The organism is Flavobacterium aquidurense, from assembly GCF_031458035.1.
Classification (GTDB): domain Bacteria; phylum Bacteroidota; class Bacteroidia; order Flavobacteriales; family Flavobacteriaceae; genus Flavobacterium; species Flavobacterium aquidurense_C.
Genome location: NZ_JAVDXR010000001.1, coordinates 646891 through 666580 on the forward strand (window position 1 = coordinate 646891; position 19690 = coordinate 666580).

General features: G+C 31.1%; 21 protein-coding genes. 6 read left to right on the forward strand and 15 right to left on the reverse strand.

The genetic code is table 11. The features are described 5' to 3' along the window. Window positions 1-15 precede the first annotated feature (15 nt). Window positions 16-246 carry a DUF6341 family protein gene (locus J2X17_RS02790; RefSeq protein WP_074660106.1) on the forward strand — a complete coding sequence of 77 codons (231 nt, stop codon included), beginning with the start codon at window positions 16-18 and terminating at the stop codon, window positions 244-246. On the opposite strand, the gene purD is transcribed toward J2X17_RS02790, so the two are convergent. After that, a complete protein-coding gene (gene purD / locus J2X17_RS02795; protein ID WP_310294471.1) occupies window positions 238-1512 on the reverse strand; it encodes a phosphoribosylamine--glycine ligase in 1275 nt (424 codons plus the stop codon). The two genes, J2X17_RS02790 and purD, sit on opposite strands and share 9 nt — an antisense overlap. Before the next feature lie 96 nt (window positions 1513-1608). Between purD and J2X17_RS02800 the strand changes: the two genes are divergently transcribed. Genes J2X17_RS02800 through J2X17_RS02815 form a run of 4 tightly spaced genes read left to right on the forward strand, consistent with a single transcriptional unit; the run spans window position 1609 to window position 4089 of the window. Further along, the gene (locus tag J2X17_RS02800; protein WP_310294472.1) at window positions 1609-1890 is read left to right on the forward strand and encodes a type II toxin-antitoxin system RelE/ParE family toxin; all 282 of its coding nucleotides are present in this window, start codon (window positions 1609-1611) and stop codon (window positions 1888-1890) included. Window positions 1891-1902: 12 nt separating this feature from the next. Beyond that, window positions 1903-2205: a HigA family addiction module antitoxin gene (locus J2X17_RS02805; protein ID WP_310294474.1), complete on the forward strand. Its 303-nt coding sequence runs from the start codon at window positions 1903-1905 to the stop codon at window positions 2203-2205. Continuing rightward, the gene (locus J2X17_RS02810) at window positions 2205-3515 is read left to right on the forward strand and encodes a phenylacetate--CoA ligase family protein (RefSeq protein ID WP_310294476.1); all 1311 of its coding nucleotides are present in this window, start codon (window positions 2205-2207) and stop codon (window positions 3513-3515) included. The genes J2X17_RS02805 and J2X17_RS02810 overlap by 1 nt, the downstream gene beginning before the upstream one ends. Before the next feature lie 43 nt (window positions 3516-3558). Beyond that, window positions 3559-4089: an ORF6N domain-containing protein gene (locus J2X17_RS02815; RefSeq protein WP_074660108.1), complete on the forward strand. Its 531-nt coding sequence runs from the start codon at window positions 3559-3561 to the stop codon at window positions 4087-4089. Window positions 4090-4248: 159 nt separating this feature from the next. Here the strand turns inward: J2X17_RS02815 and J2X17_RS02820 are convergent, their stop codons facing one another. The 14 genes from J2X17_RS02820 to J2X17_RS02885 all read right to left on the reverse strand — a co-directional run bounded on the left by J2X17_RS02820 (window position 4249) and on the right by J2X17_RS02885 (window position 19282). Next, window positions 4249-5019 carry a glycosyltransferase family 2 protein gene (locus J2X17_RS02820; protein WP_310294478.1) on the reverse strand — a complete coding sequence of 257 codons (771 nt, stop codon included), beginning with the start codon at window positions 5017-5019 and terminating at the stop codon, window positions 4249-4251. 12 nt (window positions 5020-5031) lie between these two features. Then, window positions 5032-6015 (reverse strand): UDP-glucuronic acid decarboxylase family protein, encoded by a 984-nt coding sequence (locus tag J2X17_RS02825; RefSeq protein ID WP_310294480.1) that lies wholly within the window; start codon window positions 6013-6015, stop codon window positions 5032-5034. A gap of 148 nt (window positions 6016-6163) precedes the next feature. Then, complete coding sequence (locus tag J2X17_RS02830; RefSeq protein WP_310294481.1) at window positions 6164-7276, reverse strand: glycosyltransferase; 1113 nt, start codon at window positions 7274-7276, stop codon at window positions 6164-6166. After that, entirely contained in the window at window positions 7257-8501 is a 1245-nt protein-coding gene (locus J2X17_RS02835) for an O-antigen ligase family protein (protein ID WP_310294483.1), read from the reverse strand. Before J2X17_RS02835 ends, J2X17_RS02830 begins: the two co-directional genes overlap by 20 nt. Beyond that, a complete protein-coding gene (locus tag J2X17_RS02840) occupies window positions 8488-9636 on the reverse strand; it encodes a glycosyltransferase (RefSeq protein ID WP_310294485.1) in 1149 nt (382 codons plus the stop codon). The genes J2X17_RS02835 and J2X17_RS02840 overlap by 14 nt, the downstream gene beginning before the upstream one ends. After that, complete coding sequence (locus tag J2X17_RS02845; protein WP_310294487.1) at window positions 9614-10147, reverse strand: hypothetical protein; 534 nt, start codon at window positions 10145-10147, stop codon at window positions 9614-9616. Before J2X17_RS02845 ends, J2X17_RS02840 begins: the two co-directional genes overlap by 23 nt. A gap of 791 nt (window positions 10148-10938) precedes the next feature. After that, window positions 10939-11925: a glycosyltransferase family 2 protein gene (locus tag J2X17_RS02850; RefSeq protein WP_310294489.1), complete on the reverse strand. Its 987-nt coding sequence runs from the start codon at window positions 11923-11925 to the stop codon at window positions 10939-10941. Beyond that, on the reverse strand, window positions 11918-13162 hold the full coding sequence (locus tag J2X17_RS02855) for a lipopolysaccharide biosynthesis protein (protein WP_310294491.1): 1245 nt from the start codon (window positions 13160-13162) through the stop codon (window positions 11918-11920). Before J2X17_RS02855 ends, J2X17_RS02850 begins: the two co-directional genes overlap by 8 nt. A 121-nt stretch (window positions 13163-13283) precedes the next feature. Continuing rightward, window positions 13284-13805, reverse strand: coding sequence for a hypothetical protein (locus J2X17_RS02860; RefSeq protein WP_310294493.1), 522 nt, complete (start codon window positions 13803-13805; stop codon window positions 13284-13286). 31 nt (window positions 13806-13836) lie between these two features. Further along, a complete protein-coding gene (locus tag J2X17_RS02865; protein ID WP_310294495.1) occupies window positions 13837-14820 on the reverse strand; it encodes a hypothetical protein in 984 nt (327 codons plus the stop codon). A gap of 7 nt (window positions 14821-14827) precedes the next feature. Next, window positions 14828-16507 carry a DUF6909 family protein gene (locus J2X17_RS02870; RefSeq protein ID WP_310294497.1) on the reverse strand — a complete coding sequence of 560 codons (1680 nt, stop codon included), beginning with the start codon at window positions 16505-16507 and terminating at the stop codon, window positions 14828-14830. A gap of 81 nt (window positions 16508-16588) precedes the next feature. After that, window positions 16589-17206 (reverse strand): transposase, encoded by a 618-nt coding sequence (locus tag J2X17_RS02875; RefSeq protein WP_310294498.1) that lies wholly within the window; start codon window positions 17204-17206, stop codon window positions 16589-16591. A 67-nt stretch (window positions 17207-17273) separates the two neighbouring features. After that, entirely contained in the window at window positions 17274-18770 is a 1497-nt protein-coding gene (locus J2X17_RS02880; protein WP_310294500.1) for a GH3 auxin-responsive promoter family protein, read from the reverse strand. An 8-nt stretch (window positions 18771-18778) separates the two neighbouring features. After that, entirely contained in the window at window positions 18779-19282 is a 504-nt protein-coding gene (locus J2X17_RS02885; protein ID WP_310294502.1) for a peptidase, read from the reverse strand. A 212-nt stretch (window positions 19283-19494) separates the two neighbouring features. On the opposite strand from J2X17_RS02885, the gene J2X17_RS02890 reads away from it, so the two are divergent. After that, on the forward strand, window positions 19495-19671 hold the full coding sequence (locus J2X17_RS02890) for a Sec-independent protein translocase subunit TatA/TatB (protein ID WP_310294503.1): 177 nt from the start codon (window positions 19495-19497) through the stop codon (window positions 19669-19671). Window positions 19672-19690 lie beyond the last annotated feature (19 nt).

Sequence of the window (19690 nt, forward strand, 5' to 3'; positions counted from 1 at the left end):
ATAATTTTATAAATTATGACAGCTTTTTTCGAAGGAATACAATACTTATTCGTTAACATTTTGTTTGCTCCTCTTGACTTTTTACGTCGTTTGGAACTAGTTAGCTGGTTTGCTGCAAGCACAATTAACTGGATTTTTATGATCATCTGCGCATGCGCAATCGGTTATTGGATTAAACAATTACGCATATTTGATGACGCCGGAACAGAAAACCAAGATACTACAGCTCACTCTTTCTTAAAGTAAGTCGAAGCCGATATCTTTTCTAAAATACATCTTATCAAAATTTAGTTTATCTATGTTTTGGTAAGATTTTTTTATGGCCTGTTGGAAATCGTCTCCGTATGATGTTACAGTTAATACACGTCCTCCATTACTAACGACATTTTCGTTATCTAATTTTGTTCCCGCGTGAAATACTATAGAATCTGTAATATTTTCTAAACCTGTAATTATTTTTCCTTTTTCAAATTCTTCCGGATATCCACCAGAAACGACCATAATTGTAGTCGCACTTCTTGGATCAACTTCTAATTCGAAAGTATCTAATTTTTGATCTGCAACAGACTGAAACAATGCAACTAAATCAGATTTTAATCTTGGCACTACAACTTCAGTTTCAGGATCTCCCATTCTCACATTGTATTCAATAACAATTGGTTCATTCTTTACATTGATCAAACCAATGAATACAAATCCTTTATATTCGATCCCGTCTTTTTGGAAACCTTCAATTGTTGGTTTTACGATACGTGTTTCAATTTTTTCCATCAAAACAGCGTCAACATAAGGAACTGGAGAAACTGCTCCCATTCCACCTGTATTTAATCCTGTGTCGCCTTCGCCAATTCTTTTGTAATCTTTAGCCGTTGGAAGGATTTTATAGCTTTTTCCGTCCGTCAAAACGAAACAGCTTAATTCTATTCCGTCCAAAAATTCTTCGATAACCACTTTTGAACTTGCTGCTCCAAATTTTTCGTGAACCAACATATTTCTTAATTCCGTTTTAGCTTCTTCAAGATCGTGGATAATCAAAACTCCTTTTCCAGCTGCTAAACCATCAGCTTTTAAAACGTAAGGTGGCTGTAACGTTTCTAAAAACTCACACCCTTTCTCTACTGTTTCAGCGGTAAAACTATCATAAGCTGCTGTCGGAATATTGTGTTTCATCAGAAATTCTTTAGCGAATTCCTTGCTTCCTTCTAATTGTGCACCTAATTTTGATGGGCCGATTACCGGAATATGATTTAAACTTTCGTCGTTTTTAAAATAATCGTAAATACCTTTTACCAATGGATCTTCAGGTCCAACGACTACCATTTTTACATTTTCTTTTAGTACAAATGCTTTTATGGCATCAAAATCGGTTGGAGACATTGCAACGTTTGTAGCAATTCCAGCCGTTCCCGCGTTTCCTGGTGCAACAAAAAGTTTTTCGCAAAGCGGACTCTGAATCATTTTCCACGCAAAAGCATGCTCTCTTCCGCCTGATCCCAATAGTAAAATTGTCATGGTATAGTTGTATTTAGTTGTGGTGCAAAAATAGTGGGTTTTAACCTTAAATAATAATTTTTTTTACTTACTTTTGACGTTAGTAATGTAAAAGGTATGATAATTTCATTTGGCTCAAAAGAAACTGAAAAAATTTGGAATGGTTTTGTTGTTAAAAAACCTTCTATTGAAATACAGCAAATTGGCAGAAGAAAACTTAGAATGTTACACAATTCATTAAATTTAATAGATTTAAGAATTCCTCCTTCAAACCGTTTAGAAAAACTAACAGGCAATTTAAAGGATTTTTATAGCATTAGAATTAACAATCAATGGCGAATAATTTTTTGTTGGGAAGATGGAAATGCTTCTGCTGTAGAAATTGTAGATTATCACTAAAGTGAACTAAAAATGGAAAAATTAAAAAACATACATCCCGGAGAAATTTTATTAGAGGAATTTTTGATTCCTTTGAATATAACCGCATATCGTTTGTCAAAAGATTTGAAAATTCCGCAAACCAGAATTTCAGAAATTACAAAAGGAAACCGCAGGATAACTGCCGACACTGCTTTACGTTTAAGCCAATATTTTGGAAATTCTGCTAAATTTTGGCTAGGTCTTCAAGACGATTTTGATATAGAAGAAGAAGAATCAAACAAAGGTCAGGAATTAAGATCGATCAAACGTTTTGATTTAAAAGAAGCAGTTTAATGATTTCTCTTTTTGATATTTCACTTCAACTAAATGGTTTTCCGATAAAGAAAGCTAAAGCTGAATTGAACCGAATTGTGAATTTATCCGAAGAAGATTATGCTGCTTTCCTTCAAAATAAAAAAGAAGAAATAGTTGATTTTCATTTAAAAAACAACGCTTTTTATCAGGAATTGGTTGGAAATAAAACTGCTCCAAAATGGGAAGATTTACCGATTCTGAATAAACAAAATTTACAAAAACCGCTTGAAGACCGGCTCTCAAAAGGGTATTCAAAAAAGAATATTTACCTCAACAAAACTTCCGGATCCAGCGGAACTCCATTTGTTTTTGCCAAAGACAAATATTCTCATGGCTTAACCTGGGCTTCGAATATTATGCGTTTTGGATGGTTCGGGATCGATTTTAATTATTCCTACCAAGCTCGTTTTTACGGCATTCCGATGGATTTTGTTGGCTATCAAAAAGAACGATTTAAAGATTTTTTGAGCCGCCGTTTTCGTTTTCGGGTTTTCGATTTGTCAGATGACGTTTTGGAGAAATTCCTAAAAAAATTCAAAACCAAAAAATTCGATTACCTCAACGGTTATACGAGTTCGATTGTTTTGTTTTCTAAATATTTAGAACAGAAAAATATCATTCTAATAGAAATCTGTCCGACATTAAAAGCTTGTTTTGTTACTTCGGAAATGCTTTTTGAATCGGATAAAAAACTTTTGGAAAAACAATTCGGTATTCCGATCATCAACGAATACGGTGCTTCAGAATTGGATTTAATTGCTTTTGAAAATCCAGAAGGTGAATGGCAAGTTAATGCCGAAACCCTTTTTGTAGAGATTTTAGATGAAAATAATAATGTTCTCCCTTATGGGGAAGAAGGCCGGATTGTGATCACTTCTCTCTTTAATAAAGCGCATCCTTTTATCAGATATGATATTGGCGACGTGGGAATTTTAGATGAAAAAAGTACCCCTAAAAAACCAATTTTAAAGAAATTAATTGGAAGAACAAACGATGTCGCGATTTTGCCAAGTGGCAAAAAATCACCCGGATTGACTTTTTATTATGTTACCAAAAGCATAGTTGAAGATGATGGAAACGTCAAAGAGTTTATCATCAAACAAACCAAATTAGATTGTTTCGAAATTGAATATGTTTCTGAAAATGAATTAGATTCGGAACAAATTCAAAAAATTGAAAATGCTATTTCATTGTATCTTGAACCGAATTTAAACTTCACTTTTACCCGAAAAGAGGTTTTAGAAAGAACTAATCGAGGTAAATTAAAGCAATTTAAATCTTTTTTATAATATAAATAAAATCTTACATTTGTTTTTTTACAATTAAAAACTTATGGACGATCAATCTTTACTTTCAGAAGAAACTATTTCAAACAAAATATATTTTATACGCGGTCAAAAAGTGATGCTAGATAGTGATTTGGCATTGCTGTACGGCATTGAGACAAAAGTTCTAAAACAATCAGTAAAAAGAAATTTATCCAGATTTCCAGAAGATTTCATGTTTGAACTTACTAAGATAGAATATGATTCTTCAAGGTCACAAATTGTGACCTTGAAGAATGGACGAGGATCTAATTTGAAATATCTTCCTTATGCATTTACTGAACATGGTATTTTAATGCTTTCAAGTATCTTGAAAAGCGACAAAGCCATTCAAACCAATATTCAAATCATGCGCATTTTCACGAAAGTGAGACAAATGCTTTTGGATACAACCGAAATTAAAGTTGATATTTTACAGATTCAGAAAAAGTTAGAAAATCATGATAAAAATATTGAGTTGGTCTTTTCCTACTTGGATGAATTGACAGAGAAAAAAGAAAACGAGAGTGAAAGAGTAAAAATTGGATATAAAAAATAATTGGAGGTCGCAAATTGTGATCTCCAATTTTTAAGTATGATTTCTAAGGTCAAGATTTAACAAGCCATATTAAAATTCTTTAAGATCACAATTTGTGACCTTAGAGAATTGAATTCGCAATCTTGAGGTCACAAATTGTGACCTCAAGATTTAACTATATCAAGAATTCTTCTTTATATATCGGGGTTTGATAATCAACTGTGTGAATAAAAATCGGACCATCAACAAAACTGAAAGCACAAAATTAAACCCGTGAAATTCTCTATAAACTCCAAAATTGTGTTTGATCAATTTAAATTTTGATGATGAAATCGAATTCTTTCTGATTCTATAAAATGCTAAAGTTTCCGGAACTGGTTTTGTAACCTGAATTTGTTTTAAAATCGTAAGCCACAAACGCCAATCCTGTCTTTTTTGTGTGGCTTCTAAAATGATTTTTCCAAAATAATCAACGTCATAAATGGCGGTCAAATTGCCAACGTAATTACAAAAGAATAATTGGTTGTAAGTTAGGTTTATTGGTGCTTCAACTCGTCTGTTAAAAGCGTTTCCTTCTTCATCAATACAATCGTAAAAGCTGAAAGTAAACGGCAAATTATTGGTTTTCAAAAACTGAATCTGCTTTTCAAGCTTCATAGGAAACCACAAATCATCGGCGTCTAAATAAGCAATATATTTTCCGACTGCTTTTTCTAAAGCGATATTTCGGGCAAAGCCATTTCCGGAATTTTTTTCTAATTTAAACAGTTTTATTCTACTGTCTTTTTCAGCAAAATCAGAAATAATTTTTACGGTTTCATCCGTCGAAGCATCATCAACCAAAATCATTTCCCAACTTTGGTACGTTTGATTTTGAACTGATTTTAAAGTTTCCCGAATGAACTTTTCAGCATTGTAAGTTGGCGTTATAATAGAAACTAATTCACTCATTAACGCTCGAGATTATTTTATATAACTTGAAAAGTCTTTATGTTCTTCTTTTGAAAGTTCTTCTTTTGAAAGGGATCTGAAATAATCATAAGTAATTTTCATTCCTGCAGAACGGCTTACTTTGGCTTCCCAACCTAATAATTCCTTTGCTTTTGTAGTATCTGGCTGACGCTGCAATGGATCATTTATTGGCAAAGGATGATACACCACTTTTTGGTTGATTCCTGTCAATTTAATGATTTCTTCTGCAAAATCTTTGATGGTTATTTCATCTGGATTACCAATATTTACAGGATAAACATAATCAGAATGCAATAATCTGAAGATACCTTCAACCTGATCGTCTACGTAACAAAATGAACGGGTTTGCATTCCGTCTCCAAAAATCGTTAAATCTTCTCCACGAAGTGCCTGACCAATAAAAGCCGGAATTACACGTCCGTCATTTAATCGCATTCTTGGTCCGTAAGTATTAAAAATACGGACGATCCTAGTTTCTACGCCGTGAAAAGTATGATACGCCATTGTAATAGATTCCTGAAAACGTTTGGCTTCGTCGTAAACGCCTCTTGGACCAATTGTATTTACATTTCCGTAATATTCTTCGGTTTGAGGATGAACCAGCGGATCTCCATAAACTTCAGATGTCGAAGCTATCAAAATTCTTGCTTTTTTAACTCTTGCCAATCCTAACAAATTATGTGTTCCTAATGAACCGACTTTTAAAGTCTGGATTGGGATTTTTAAATAATCGATTGGACTTGCAGGCGAAGCAAAATGCAAGATATAATCTAAATCACCTGGAACATGCACAAATTTGGTGATATCGTGATGGTAAAATTCGAAGTTTTCTAATTTAAATAAATGCTCAATATTTTTAAGATCTCCCGTAATTAAATTGTCCATTCCGATAACAAAATAGCCTTCTTTAATAAATCTGTCACACAAATGCGATCCTAAAAATCCTGCTGCTCCGGTAATAAGTATTCTTTTCATAACAATTGTCTATTCATCGCAAATGTAATTGATTTGAAAATTATAAAAACCATTCTTAAAAAAAAACTGCCCAAAATAAATCAGACCATTTTATAAATATTACAAAAGAAATTATTATTGGTAAACTATCATCAACAATTCAAATAAACTATCTGTTTTTTAATACTTCACACTTTTCGTTGACAAAGACTTCCATCTCATTTTCAAACCTTTCCCTAGAAAATTTAGTAGCATGTTCTCTAATCTTCTGAGGACTAAATATTATTTGTTCGAAAGTAATCACTGCTTCCTTTATTTTTTGGGATGTCTGCTCATAAAAGAAAATTCCCGTCTGGTTTTCGACAACCGTTTCAAGAGCACCACCCTTTCCAAAAGCAATAACCGGTGTTCCACAGGCTTGGGATTCAGCTGGAATAATTCCGAAATCTTCTTCCGCAGCAAAAACAAAACCCTTCGCTTTTTGAAGGAGCGACCTTAATCTTAAATTATCAATAAAACCAACACATTCTATGTTGGCGTTTGCCATTTTTTGCAGCTTTTGAAACTCAGGGCCGTCCCCTGCCACTATCAATTTTAAATGGGGCATTTGATTAAATGCCTCAACAATTAATTGTGTCTTTTTATACGAAACCAAACGGGAAGCAGTAAGATAATAATCTTCTTTTTCTTCTTCTAAAGTAAAAAAATTAACATCAACCGGTGGATAAATAACTGTAGAATCCCGATTATAAATTTTCCGGATTCTCTCGGCTATATGATTCGAATTTGCAATAAAAAAATCAACATTTTTTGAATTGGCAACATCCCATTTCCCTATTTTTTTCAAAACATATTTGGCATAAATCGCTTTCAAACCTGTATTTAGGCCAGCATCTTTCAAGTATTGCTCCTGAAGATCCCAGGCGTACCGCATAGGGGAATGGCAATAACAAATATGCAACTGATCTTTTCGAGTAAAAACACCTTTTGCCACTGATGAGGACGAACTGATAATTAAATCGTATTCATTTAAATCAAATCTTTCAATCGCTGATGGAAACAATTGCAGGTATTTCCGATGGTTCTGCTTCGATCCGGGCAGCATTTGAATGAAACTTGTTTTTACCTTTTTACCATTTAAAATAAAATCACGATCCGGCTTACTCAAAAAATCAATTAAAGCAAAATGATCAAAATCATCCCAAATTGAATTTATAGAATGAATTACTTTTTCAGCTCCACCATTTATATAATACCAATCGCTAATTAAGGCTTTTTTCAAAATAACTTGTTCGTTTTATAAAAAAAAGAGAATTAAAGAAAGTGAAAAATACGATCCCAACCTGTCTGTCAAGTATATTTTCGGTTAACATTGCCATTATTATTAAAAACAAAAAAATTAAATAGGAATAATTTGTATTGGAAATGCCCCAGAATAAAAAAACAAAAAACAAGGCTAAACCAAAAATACCATATTTAAGTAAAATGTCCAAATATTGGTTGTGGGAGTTGTAATCTATTTTAGAATAATCATCATAATTTTTATACGTATAACCACTATAACAAGTATTTAAATCTTTTTGTACGTTTCCCGGTCCAACTCCTGTAACCCAATTTTCTCTTAAGATTAAACTTGCACAATGATAAATTCCATATCTAAAATTAACTTCTTCTGATTTTTGATTTTTGTTAGGTAATATAAGCTTGGTGTTGCAAATTTCATCGATTCTCTTTTTAGAAGACGGAATTGCAAATGCTAAAAGAACAACGAATATCAAACATCCAATAAAAATGAACTTGCTCCAAACTGAAGTTGCCATTTTAAATAATAAAAAAAGCGAAATTAATAAAAATAAAATAAGAGCTAATCTTGCGGCAAAACTTATGACAGAGAAAATCAATAAACCAATACCAAAGCATCTGAGAATATTTAAATAAGTGATTTTTATGGTGCTGGAAAAAACATCTCGCAACAAGATCAAACTTGAAAAGACAAATAAAACACCCAAATAAGGCAAATGAATTTCGGAAATATCACTAAAAAAATTTCTAATAATTGGATTATAATAAGTGTCAGATTCCATTACTTTTAAGTATCCTTTAGAAAAAATGACAATCCAGATATAAATAGCTAAAATGATATTTGACAGAATAAAAACCTGTATTGCTTTTCTTAAAGTATCTTTATGAATCAAATTTTTATTTGCAATCATAAAAACAGGAAAAATCAAAAAAGAAATATTCTTTTCTAAAAATTTAGTCGCAAGAATTTTATCATCTATAAGGAAAAAACTAATTACAAATCCTAAAAAATAACTGGATAAAACTAACATATCAATTTTATCTTTTTTTTGAATCGATCGATATGTTTTTTCGGAAAATAAAATAATAAGCGAGAAAACCGACCATAATATAATGGCTAAAGACGTTTTTTTAAGCCCTAATATGGGAAACGATGCTAAAAACATCGTTGCATAGTTATAAAAGTCTACTTTACTTTTCTTCATCCTGAATTTCCTTTTTTAAAATAGACAAATAGCTATTTTGACTTAAAAAGTTTTGACCATTCTCAACAATGGTCATTTTGTCTTTAATTTTCATATTAAAAACTTCTTCGATAGCATTTGCAAAATCATTTGGGGTATTGGCCTCAAAATACATTTCATTTTTTATTAAACCAATACCTTCTACTCCTGTCTGTGAAGAAACCAAAATCAATCCGTTTTGGATTGCGTTTATCGTTTTTAGCTTTACTCCTGCTCCGTGTAACATCGGGTTAACAAAAACCGTTGCATCTGAATAATAGTTGCTTAATTCTTTTTGGTTTAAGTAAACCTCAACATTCGAATAGTTTGCAAATATTTTTTTATATTTTTCTGGTTCAAATTCGCCCGTACTTCCAACAATGATTAATTTATAATTTTTATTTTTTAGTAATAAAGAATGTACCTTTTTTAGATACCAGACAATAGCTTCCAAATTATTCGGAACAAATAAAGCACCTATGTAAAGTACAGTTTTTGTGGATAATTTCTGGTTTACAAATGTATGATCAACAGATGCCGGAAGATGTATTGATTTGTATAATAAATTCAAATCGATTGTATTGTTTATTTCTTCATTCGATATAAACCATAAACGATCAGATCGCTTAAAAATATTCATGGAATAACTTTTAAATTTTAACGATTCAAGATAATAGTATATTTTATTTTTGGTTTTTTTTGTGCTTTTTGATAATTCTTTAAAGTAATTTGATTCGTTGTTGTGAACTCTAACAATGATTCTTTTTGCTTTTAAACTTTTATTATCAAGTATTTTTCCAACGCTTTCAGATTCTAAAATGGCATAATCATATTGACTTTGAAATGTTATCTTTTTAAGTGATTTTCTGGAAACTGCCTGAAGTGGCTCAAAATAAAATATATAAACTGGTTTATTTTTTCTTAGAACAATTATGAGTTCATTTATGAACTGCTTCATAAAAAGAATACTTTTCTCGTCTGGATTTTCTTTACAAGTACAAACCAAATCTACATCATGGCCTAACAATTTTAATCCTTTGATTCGCTCCAAAACATCGTTAGCACCTCCAAAATAAGCCGGATAAGGAAAAAAACTAGCTACAACGACTATCTTCATCTTTATTCAGGTTTTTATTAATCATTTGACTCTGCAAAACATCTAAAAAGGCCATTAGAAACCAAACTTCATATTTTATATAATAAGTAATGTAAATAACTCCTGCCAAGATGCAAAATAATAAAGGAACTTTTACAAAAAATAGATTTTGCTGATTGAATTTTGAAAAGAAAAAATATCTTTTAATAAAAAATTGATAGTAAAAAATGACAAATGCGATACCTCCATACATTAAATTATCAAAAAAATCAGTTTTGGTAGATAATGCTTTTGTAGTGGTTAAATAGCCTTTTACTTCGGTTAAATCTAATGTACTTACCCATGATGTATTAATTACATCCCTAATTGCTTCAGGAAAATAATAAATAAATCCGCTGCAGCCAATTCCAAAAGGATGTGTTAAAAAGACTTCGATCGAAGAAATATATGATGTAAATCTTGTGCCAAACGTTATACTTGAATGTAATTGTGCGTCTATATTTTTTTGTAATATTATAGTTATAAAAATCATAGCTGCAGTAAGTATTGGAAACCCTATAATCAAAACTTTCCTGAGTTTACCATGTTTATACATAGAATGAATTGTCAAGGGTAAAACTGAAATAATTAGCAGTAATAAATATCCTTTTGACTCGCTAAATAAGGTGTAAAACAAAAATATAAAAGCCGAAATTATATACACACTACTTTTTGTTTTTTTAGGTTTATCTAAATAATTGACCAAAAATATAGGTACAAAAATTAGAAAAGTCAATATGGTACCAATCCAACTTTCCTCATATGTCAACAACCTGACTCTATAATATTTAATATTGTCTGAATGAAGAAATGAAGCGAAAATTGTGGTCTTTTTTAAAAAAAATATTTCGAAAATCAAGTAAATTCCAATTAAAATCTGAATACTAAAAACGGCATTAAAGAGAGAGTTAAAACTATTTTTTCCGTTGCTAAGTAATGTATAAACAAACTGATAAAAAATCAAAATTGAAATGGGATAAACGAATAGTTTGATAGATTTAATAACTATATTTTCTTTTAAAACTAAAAATGACCCATTAAAATAATAGACAATCGGAATGAATATTACTGTTATTATAATCAAGTATAACAAATAATAAATGAAATATCTGGTATACTTTGAAAGTATCAATTTTTGATTCATCAATAAGTATAACAACATTGGCAGCGTTAAAAAAACTATAGGCGAACGTGCAATTTCTCCAAAGACATTTACCAAAGGGAAATCCTGATATAAGGCCATTAGAAGAACAATAAAAAATACTATTGTTTTTACACTTATTTTCATTTTCCAAAAGTAATCTTTAACAATTCTAATCCCAATTTAAGTTTCCCTTTTCTGACTCTGTTTAAAATCAATAAAAAACTAGATAAATAAAATCGTGAACTCAATTTGTAATATTTTTTGACAAAAATTTTTCTGCTTTGAAAAATATTTATCTCTGAGAAAAAAGATTTCTGTTTTGACTTATAAGATGATCCTATGCTAGCACCCACTTTATGAAAAATAATGGAATCCTGACACCAGTCTATATTCCAATTATGTTTTTTTGCCCTTTTTGCCCAATCTAATTCTTCATAATAAAGAAAAAAATCTTCGCTTAAAGTGCCAACTTCTTTTAAAAACTGATTCCGCACTATCATTGAAGCTCCTATTACATAGTCAATTTCAGGAAATTCTTCTTTAGATTTAATTATTGACTCTTGCTCTCCAATATGTGTTGAGATATAAAATGTTTCATTGAACTTTCCTCCAATTGCCTGTATTTTATCCTGCTCGAAATAATAAATTAATTTACTTCCTAAAATTCCAATTCGTTCGTTTTGCTGTTTCAACAAATATGAAATCTGATTTTTTAAAGATTCTTTCTCAACAACAGTATCATTGTTTAGTAGCCAAACATAATAATCAAATCCAGAAACTTTTAAAATAGCATTAAGAGCAATATTATTTCCTGCTGCAAAGCCATTATTTTGTTGCGCTTTTACAAAAATAAATTGATTTTGAAATGCAATAAGATCAAACTCTGATTCTGTGGTTTGGTTAAATTTCATCTGTTTTAGAATTGCCCAATTTAACAACGTTTCAAAAGATGCGTTTGTCGGGCTATTATCAATAACTAAAACCTGATAATTTGGATAATTTAATTTTTGCAAACTTTCTAAACATTCTATCGTGTCCAGCGCTCCATTATAATTTAAGAGCACAATGTAAACCTTAGAATTCAAAAGAGCTGTATCTAAATTAACCGAATTCGTTGACTTATTCATTTTTTTTAAGTGATAAACTAGCTATTATAATACAAACTGTTATAAATGTTTCGACAATATATATTGAAATTATACTTCCTTTTAAATTAAAATTCAATGATAAAAAATAGCAGCTAACCAGCATTATAAGGGCACCCAAAAAAGAGATTCTTGCAATACTTTTTTGTCGGTTTTTTAGTATCAGTAACTGATAAAAAGGTATGTTTAATGCAATGATCAAAGAGATAAATAAAAAGTTTGTACAAAATAAAAATGATTCTTTGAGTTTGTCACTGATATCAAATCTATAAATGAAGAAAAATGAAACAAAGTATAAAACAATGATCATAAGTGTCAAAAGACTAATATTAACAATGTTTATTTTCTTCAAATACAAAATTGCATCTTTTTTGTTCATCGCATAGAGGTTGCAAAATTTAGGGAAACTTACGTTAAAAAAAACAACTAAATAACTTCTTAATATGCTCAAAAACATATCACCAACTTTATAAATTCCGGCATAAAAATCTCCTAAAAGAAATTTTATAATCAAAATTGGAAAATTTGTATAAACTGATATTGACAAATTTGAAATTACAATCGGAAATTCTTTTTTTACATTGACAATCAATTTATCCATAGAAACTGACAATAATGATATACCGTGGGTCTTGCTTATTTTAAAATAATAATAGGAATAAACCAGTGTATTTGATAATCCTAATAAAAAAACCACGTAAATATAATCTGATTTTTCCTTGATAATTAAATACACTAAGAGTATGTAAACTGCTTTGGATAAAACTATTATTTTATTTATCCGCTTAAAATTTTCAGTTCCGACATAAAACCAAATTGGATTAAAAAATTGCGCAATCAAACTCCATAAACCCAACGAATATAGCTTAAAATCTAAATTCGGACACACAATAAGAAACAAAACACAACTCGCAGAAATACACAATAAAACGATTAAACGAAATGCGTAAGTAATGTTTAGATAGTTTCGAATGTGTTCCTGATTATTTTTATTAGAGCTTATTTCTTTAACTCCCAAAAGCTGAGAGCCAAAATCAATAAAGATTCCCAGAATTATATAAACAGAAGTCGCCGCACCTATTTTTCCCCATTGCTCAATTCCACAAACTGAAATTACATAAGGAGCTATTAATAAAGGTGATAACAAATTAACAAACTGACCGGAGCCGTAAATAATGTAATTCCGAATCTCTTTAAATTCTATTTTTTTTAAATTCATTAGCTTTATTAATATACTCAAGCAATAAAATATGATTATATAATTAATCCTGTCTTTAAAGAGATCGAATGTAAACTAAACAACGGCTGTTTTACAAAAAAAAGTTAATTCTACAATATGTTTAAAAATTAACGTCATCGCTTATTTTAGCTAATTCTACTATCATTTCATCATTTCCCATTAAAAAAGGATCGTATTTATCATTTACTACACTTAATTTATATCCAAAATAATTAGGGTCCCAGGTTACAAACTCATTTGGGTAAAAGTATTTGGTATATTTTTCTAAATCACCATTAATCACTTTTGATTTATGTCTTATAGAAATGTTTTTAATGGTTACGTTTGATTGTGTAGGATTAAAACCTAAATCAACACGTACATTTTCAGGAACTATTTTTTCAGGAAAATGCAGTACAATTTTTTGCATTTCATTTGATGCATAAACAGGTTGTGAAACCGAATTTTTATCGTTCCATTCACCACCATTTAATAAATAAAAAACCTGAATTTTATCGTTTTTTAAAAATACCCCTTCGATTGTAACAGAATAATCATTCCTGACTACAGTCTTTTTTTCTTCTTTACAGGAAGAAAAAATTAACATTAAAATAAGTGTGGTAATTGCAATTTTTATTTTCATATTGATGTTTTTGATAAAATATTCTACAATGTTAAATACTCGTTAGTTGTTTTTGTTTTTTATAAAAAGAGTTAAAAAACTTTATAAATACAAAAAGGAGAATAAACAAAACCGGCAAAATAAATTTTAATTTTCCGTTGATGGATTGCGTGTTTTTTATGTTTAAACTCGAGTTAACTTCTTTAATAATCTGATCAGAAGTTAGTAATTGAAGTCTGTTTTTTCCTTGTTCATTCACAAGAAATTGTTTGGTTTTTATAATGTCATTTAGTTGTGTGTTTTCATTGTAATAAACCAATTTGTCATTTTTATTGGTGTTTTTTACCGTATTAGAAAAGCCATTTAAAACATTATCAATTTGAACTATAATAGTATCATTTTGGGAAATTTGCTGTTGCAGGTTTTTGATTACTGTTTTTTGTACTCCTTTAAAATAGTCTGAACTATTTAGGTAATTAAATAACGGTTCTATAACTGTTTTTTCGTCAACCAACTTGTTTGTAATAAAAGAAATATTATGGTGTGGATAATTTTTACTCGTAACATTATCAGCTAAAACCTTATTGACGTCGCCATCCTCAGCCATTAATTTTATAAGTTCAAAATTCAGTTCTTTATCTTCAACAAATCCAAAAGCATCAGAAATAGGTTTAATTTCAATTTTTTTTATCGTTTTTGGATGCGAAATTCCAACCACATCTTTTAAGAAAACAGTATCTCCGGAAATAATTTTCGCCTCAATTAAATCAATTTTTGAGTATAAATAATCAACGCTTCCAAAATTTGGTGTAACAATAATTTCATTGTTATATAATTTCTTGGCGGTATCTAAATACCATCCTAAACAAATACCAAATAAAATAATGCCTAGTGCCAAAATCCAGTTTTGAACAAAAAAATGAATTAATCTAAAAATAGAGGTGTTTATTCTATCAAAAAAACGACCAATAGCTTTAGAAATCTGAGCCAAATCAACTTCCTGATCGGTGGTATTTTGGGGTACTTTTGTACTCATTTAGGATTTATTTTACGTTGAAGATTTGCTCTAAAATTTTAATCGTAATCAAATACGTAGGTTTTACACCAGTTGTTCCCAAACCTCCAGAAGCCAATGTACTTCCTGTTTCTAAAGGATTATCTGATGCATAATAAGCATAACGAACCTTGATGTCGTGCGGCACGCTTTTTCTAATTTTTGATGCCGACTGAATTGCCTTTTGATAATAAGAACCTTCCATTTCCAGACCAATTACACCCCAGGTAGATTCATGAAAGAATTTCAGCAAATCTCTGTTTTGTAATGATGTTCCCAAAACGGTAACCATCGCCCCTTCAAAAACTGCAATGTCATTTCCTTCAAACATATTACCTGTTAATTCATTTTCGAAGAAATAGTTATCTGCGGTTCCTTCATTTATATGCGCGGTCGGAATCATAATATCGCCCTTTCCTCCTTCAAGAATTCCGGCTTTACCCATTATAGAAACGGACTGAACATTCAGTAGCGTTTCTTTTTTATATGGTTTCAAAAGTTCGTCGATAGTTTCATAAGCCTGCTCGCCGAAAGCATAATCCATTACAATAATAACCGGTTTTGCTTCGTCGGGTTTTGCTTTCGCGAAAGCGGTTTTTGCCCAGTCAATCTTGGCTGTATCAAAAATCTGAACGTCAATATTTGTTCCCGAAGTATCAGGAAGCGAAATCATTCCGTTTTTCAACGCTAATTCCTCAACAACACCTCTAATATCTTTTGCGCCAGATTTGCTTAATTCTTCATAAATAAAGAAATCCGATTTGTCTTTGAATTTCGTTTTCAACAACGGTGTTGCAAAAATCGAATTCATTACACTGTGCATGTTGGCACTTATCACGTGAATTGGTCGCTTTAAAAGATCATTTGCCTTTAAAACTTCCTTGATATTTGTTGCCCAGATTTCACCGTGAATATGGTGTCCTAAACGTTCTCTTAAAACCGGACTGAAAGTTATGGTACGTTTATTATTTTCGATTACTTCTTCAATCGCTAGTTTTCCTAACCAATAAATAACGTGCAGAAAACGATCAGGAGCATTTTCAGATCCGAAAGCATCATAAATATCTAAAACCTCTTCAAATGTTCTTCCTAAAATATTAGCAACATGCGAAATTGCTTTTTCTTTTTCGATTAGAGCCAGCTTTTTGGTTTGTGTTACGGCTTGTTCCAATTTCATCCAATCACGTGACACCTCACCCCCATCATCTAATAAAACCCTGTTTTTAATTTTATGCGATTCGATGAAAATAAAAGTCAAATGCGTCAAAATATCGTAGATGTCAGAACGTCCACGCGTGATTTCGACATTCATTTGTTCTTCGTCGATACGGTAACAATTTCTTCTTCTTTTTGGAGGAACAATCGGCTGAAAATGCGATTTAGAATATCCTTCATCTGAAGTTAAATTAATAAAACGACATTGTTCAATTCCTATCGGAAGGCGTTCTATAACGTATAAAAGTCCATTTAGTTCAACTTTTTCTTCTCCTATATTTCCGTAAATCTCCGGACGTAATGCCAATAATGATTCACGTAAGCCATCACCTGAAACTCCCATTGGTTTATAAAAACCTCGGTTGAATAAATGGCGCATTGTAATGTACATTCTTTCGATCGCTGCAGATGATTCCTGCGCTCTTGATCTTGATATATGTTTGGTTTCTTTCATTCTTTTTTATTTTGTAATTCAAATGTAAGGAAATACAAGGCGTGCCTTGTATCTACAGCATTATTTTTTAAAAAATCATTTTTATATATCTTCTCTTTTAAACTTATCCTTTGTCCAATTTTCCGGATTTGAAACAATATAATCAGAAATTCTTTGGTAATCATTATTGTTTCTAATGATGTTGTCATAAAATAATTTTTGCCATTGATGCGGATATCCTAATCTATTAGCATGTTTGGTTACCGCAGATTTATATGACCCAACAATTGACGAAATGGTATTTTTTCCAATATTTTGAAAACGTTGCGAACCTGGTTTTGATAACGACGGCGGGGGTGATGACGGTAGAGACAGGGCATGCCCTGTCTCTACACGCCCTGCCTCTACAATATTCACATTATCAACATCTATATTATCCAATTTTTTATCGATAATCAAAATTCCGTGAATATGATTTGGCATAACCACAAAATCACCCAATTCAACGTTTTTATGGTGTATTGGAATTTGATGCCACAATATATCGGCAATAATACCCACCTCTGACAAAACCATTTTATCATTTTGAATTTCTCCAAAATAATGTTCTCTGTCTTGTGTGCAAATTGTTATAAAATAGGCTCCGTTCCAACCATAATCCCACCATTGAGCTCTTATTGAAGAAGTACGGTATTTATTTTGAAACTTTCCTTGACTCATTAATTTTAATAACTATGCATCCTATTCATAAGGATAATAATGCTTTAACCTTGTAAATTATCAAAAGTTATTTCAAATTGTCCGCAATCTTTCTGTCATTCGACAATCTCGGAGTTTTATTCTGCCCACCCAATTTTCCCTGCGATTTCATATATTCCTGAAAACCATTTTTAGAAACTTTAGTGATAACGACTTTTCGCAAAACGCTTCCGGTAATCAAATCATCGTAATAAATGTTTTGTTTTCGCATTGAGTTGTCAATTGCCTCGGCAAAAACTTCCATGTTTTCTGGCTCCGTTTCAAATTCAACAAACCATTCATGATACGGCAATCCGCTTGACGGATTAATTTGTGGCGCAACTGTAAATTCGTTAATAACTATTGTAGTTCCTGCCGTGGCTTCCTTCATCGCGTTTTCTACTTCATTCGCAATTACATGTTCTCCAAAAGCAGAAATATAATGTTTGATTCGGCCCGAAACGATTAATCTATGCGGAAACAAAGAGGTGAACTGAACAGTATCTCCAATATTGTAACGCCAAAGTCCAGCATTCGTAGAAACGATCAAGGCATAATTTACACCTACCTCAACTTCGCCAATCGTATAGCTTTTTGGATTTTCTTCGAAGAATTCTTCTGTTTTGATGAACTCGTAGAAAATTCCCGAATTCAAAAGTAATAACATTCCTTCTTCATTTTTGATCCCGAAATTTCGGGACTGATAAGCAAAAAAACCTTCAGAAGCCGGAAACAATTCGATGCTGTCAACTTTTTTGCCAATCATTTGTTCAAATTTGGCGCGGTACGGTTCATAATTAACTCCGCCGTAAATAAACAAATTAAAGTTTTTAAATATTTCGCTTATTTTTTTTCCACCGCTTTTTTCCTGCAAACGCTCAAAATACATTTGTACCCAAGACGGAATTCCAGAAATAACCGACATATTTTCATTAATGGTTTCGCCAACAATTGCATTTACCTTAGTTTCCCAGTCTTCAATACAATTCGTTTCCCAGGATGGCATTCGGTTCTTTTGAAGATATTTAGGAACAAAATGAGCTACAATTCCGGATAGTCTGCCAAATTTAACTCCGTGTTTTTCAGTTAAAATTGGGCTTCCCTGCAGGAAAATCATTTTTCCGTCTACAAAATCGGCGTTTTTGGTTTCGTGAATATAATGCAGAATAGCGTTACGAGCCGCATTTACATGCGTAGGCATAGATTCTTTGGTAAGTGGAATATATTTTGCGCCAGATGTTGTTCCTGAAGTTTTAGCAAAGTAAAGCGGTTTTCCTTTCCAGAGAATATTTTCTTCACCTAACTTAACTTTTTCAATATAGGTTTTCAAATCCTCATAATCGCGAACAGGAACATTCTTTTGAAAATCTTCAACTGTTTTTATAGTGCCAAAATTATGATCTTTTCCGAATTCAGTATTTTTAGCGTCTTTAATTAAGCTCTTAAATACATGTTGTTGAGTTTCGACCGGTTTATTGGCCCAAGCCAAAGTTTCAGAATATATTTTGCTCGCAAATAATTTTGCTGCTACAGATTTAATAGACATTTTTTGTGTTATTTTTTCTTGTCACTTTTGTTTTTACTTTGGGTTTTTTCACCTGACTCCTGCTCCATTTTTGCCACTTCTTTCCTCAATTTTATTTCTTCTTCAGATGCTTTCATGTTTACTTCTTCCGGTTCATCAATATCTGCTAAAATAGAATCTTTGTTGAATTTAGCATATTCCAATTCGCCTCGTAATACCTTTTGAACACCTTTAATATAGACTTCGTTTTTCTTTAAAGCTCTTTCTAAAGAATCTGATTTTATCGCTAACTGAGTTGCATCTCTTTTTAATTTTGAAGAAGAATAACCTGGGATAAATTCGCGCAATGGCGTAAAGGCTATAATAAAAGTCGTAATTAAAATTAAGAATATACTTCCCAAAGATAAAACTACAAATACATTCATAAGATTGAGTTTGAATGAAAAAATTTCTTCAAAAGTATTTTCGTTCAAAATTACCAGTCGGTTTTTGATGAATAATTTTCTTCTGAGATCAGATTTTTTCTTAGTCATTTCGCTTCTTTATTGGAACAAATATAATAATTAATCGCCTTGTTGATGCTTGTCAAAACTGTACGGATTCACTTATTTTAAGATTTTATACAATATTTAACGTGGCCTGAAACAAATATTTTAATCCAAAAACACTTCTTGTTCGTATATTTCTATATACCTTTGCGGTAGAATTTAGAAAAACAATTTGCTTCGGCATTAAATATACAATCATGGGAAGATTAGGGCTTACAGAAATCCTTGTTATAGTAGGTATTGTGATTTTACTTTTTGGAGGTAAAAAAATTCCAGAATTAATGAAAGGTCTAGGAAGCGGAATTAAAGAATTCAAGAACGCTGCCAAAGACGATCAACCTGCTGCCAAAAAAGAAGAGGAAGAAGTAAAATAATAATTACAGCTTTTAAAAT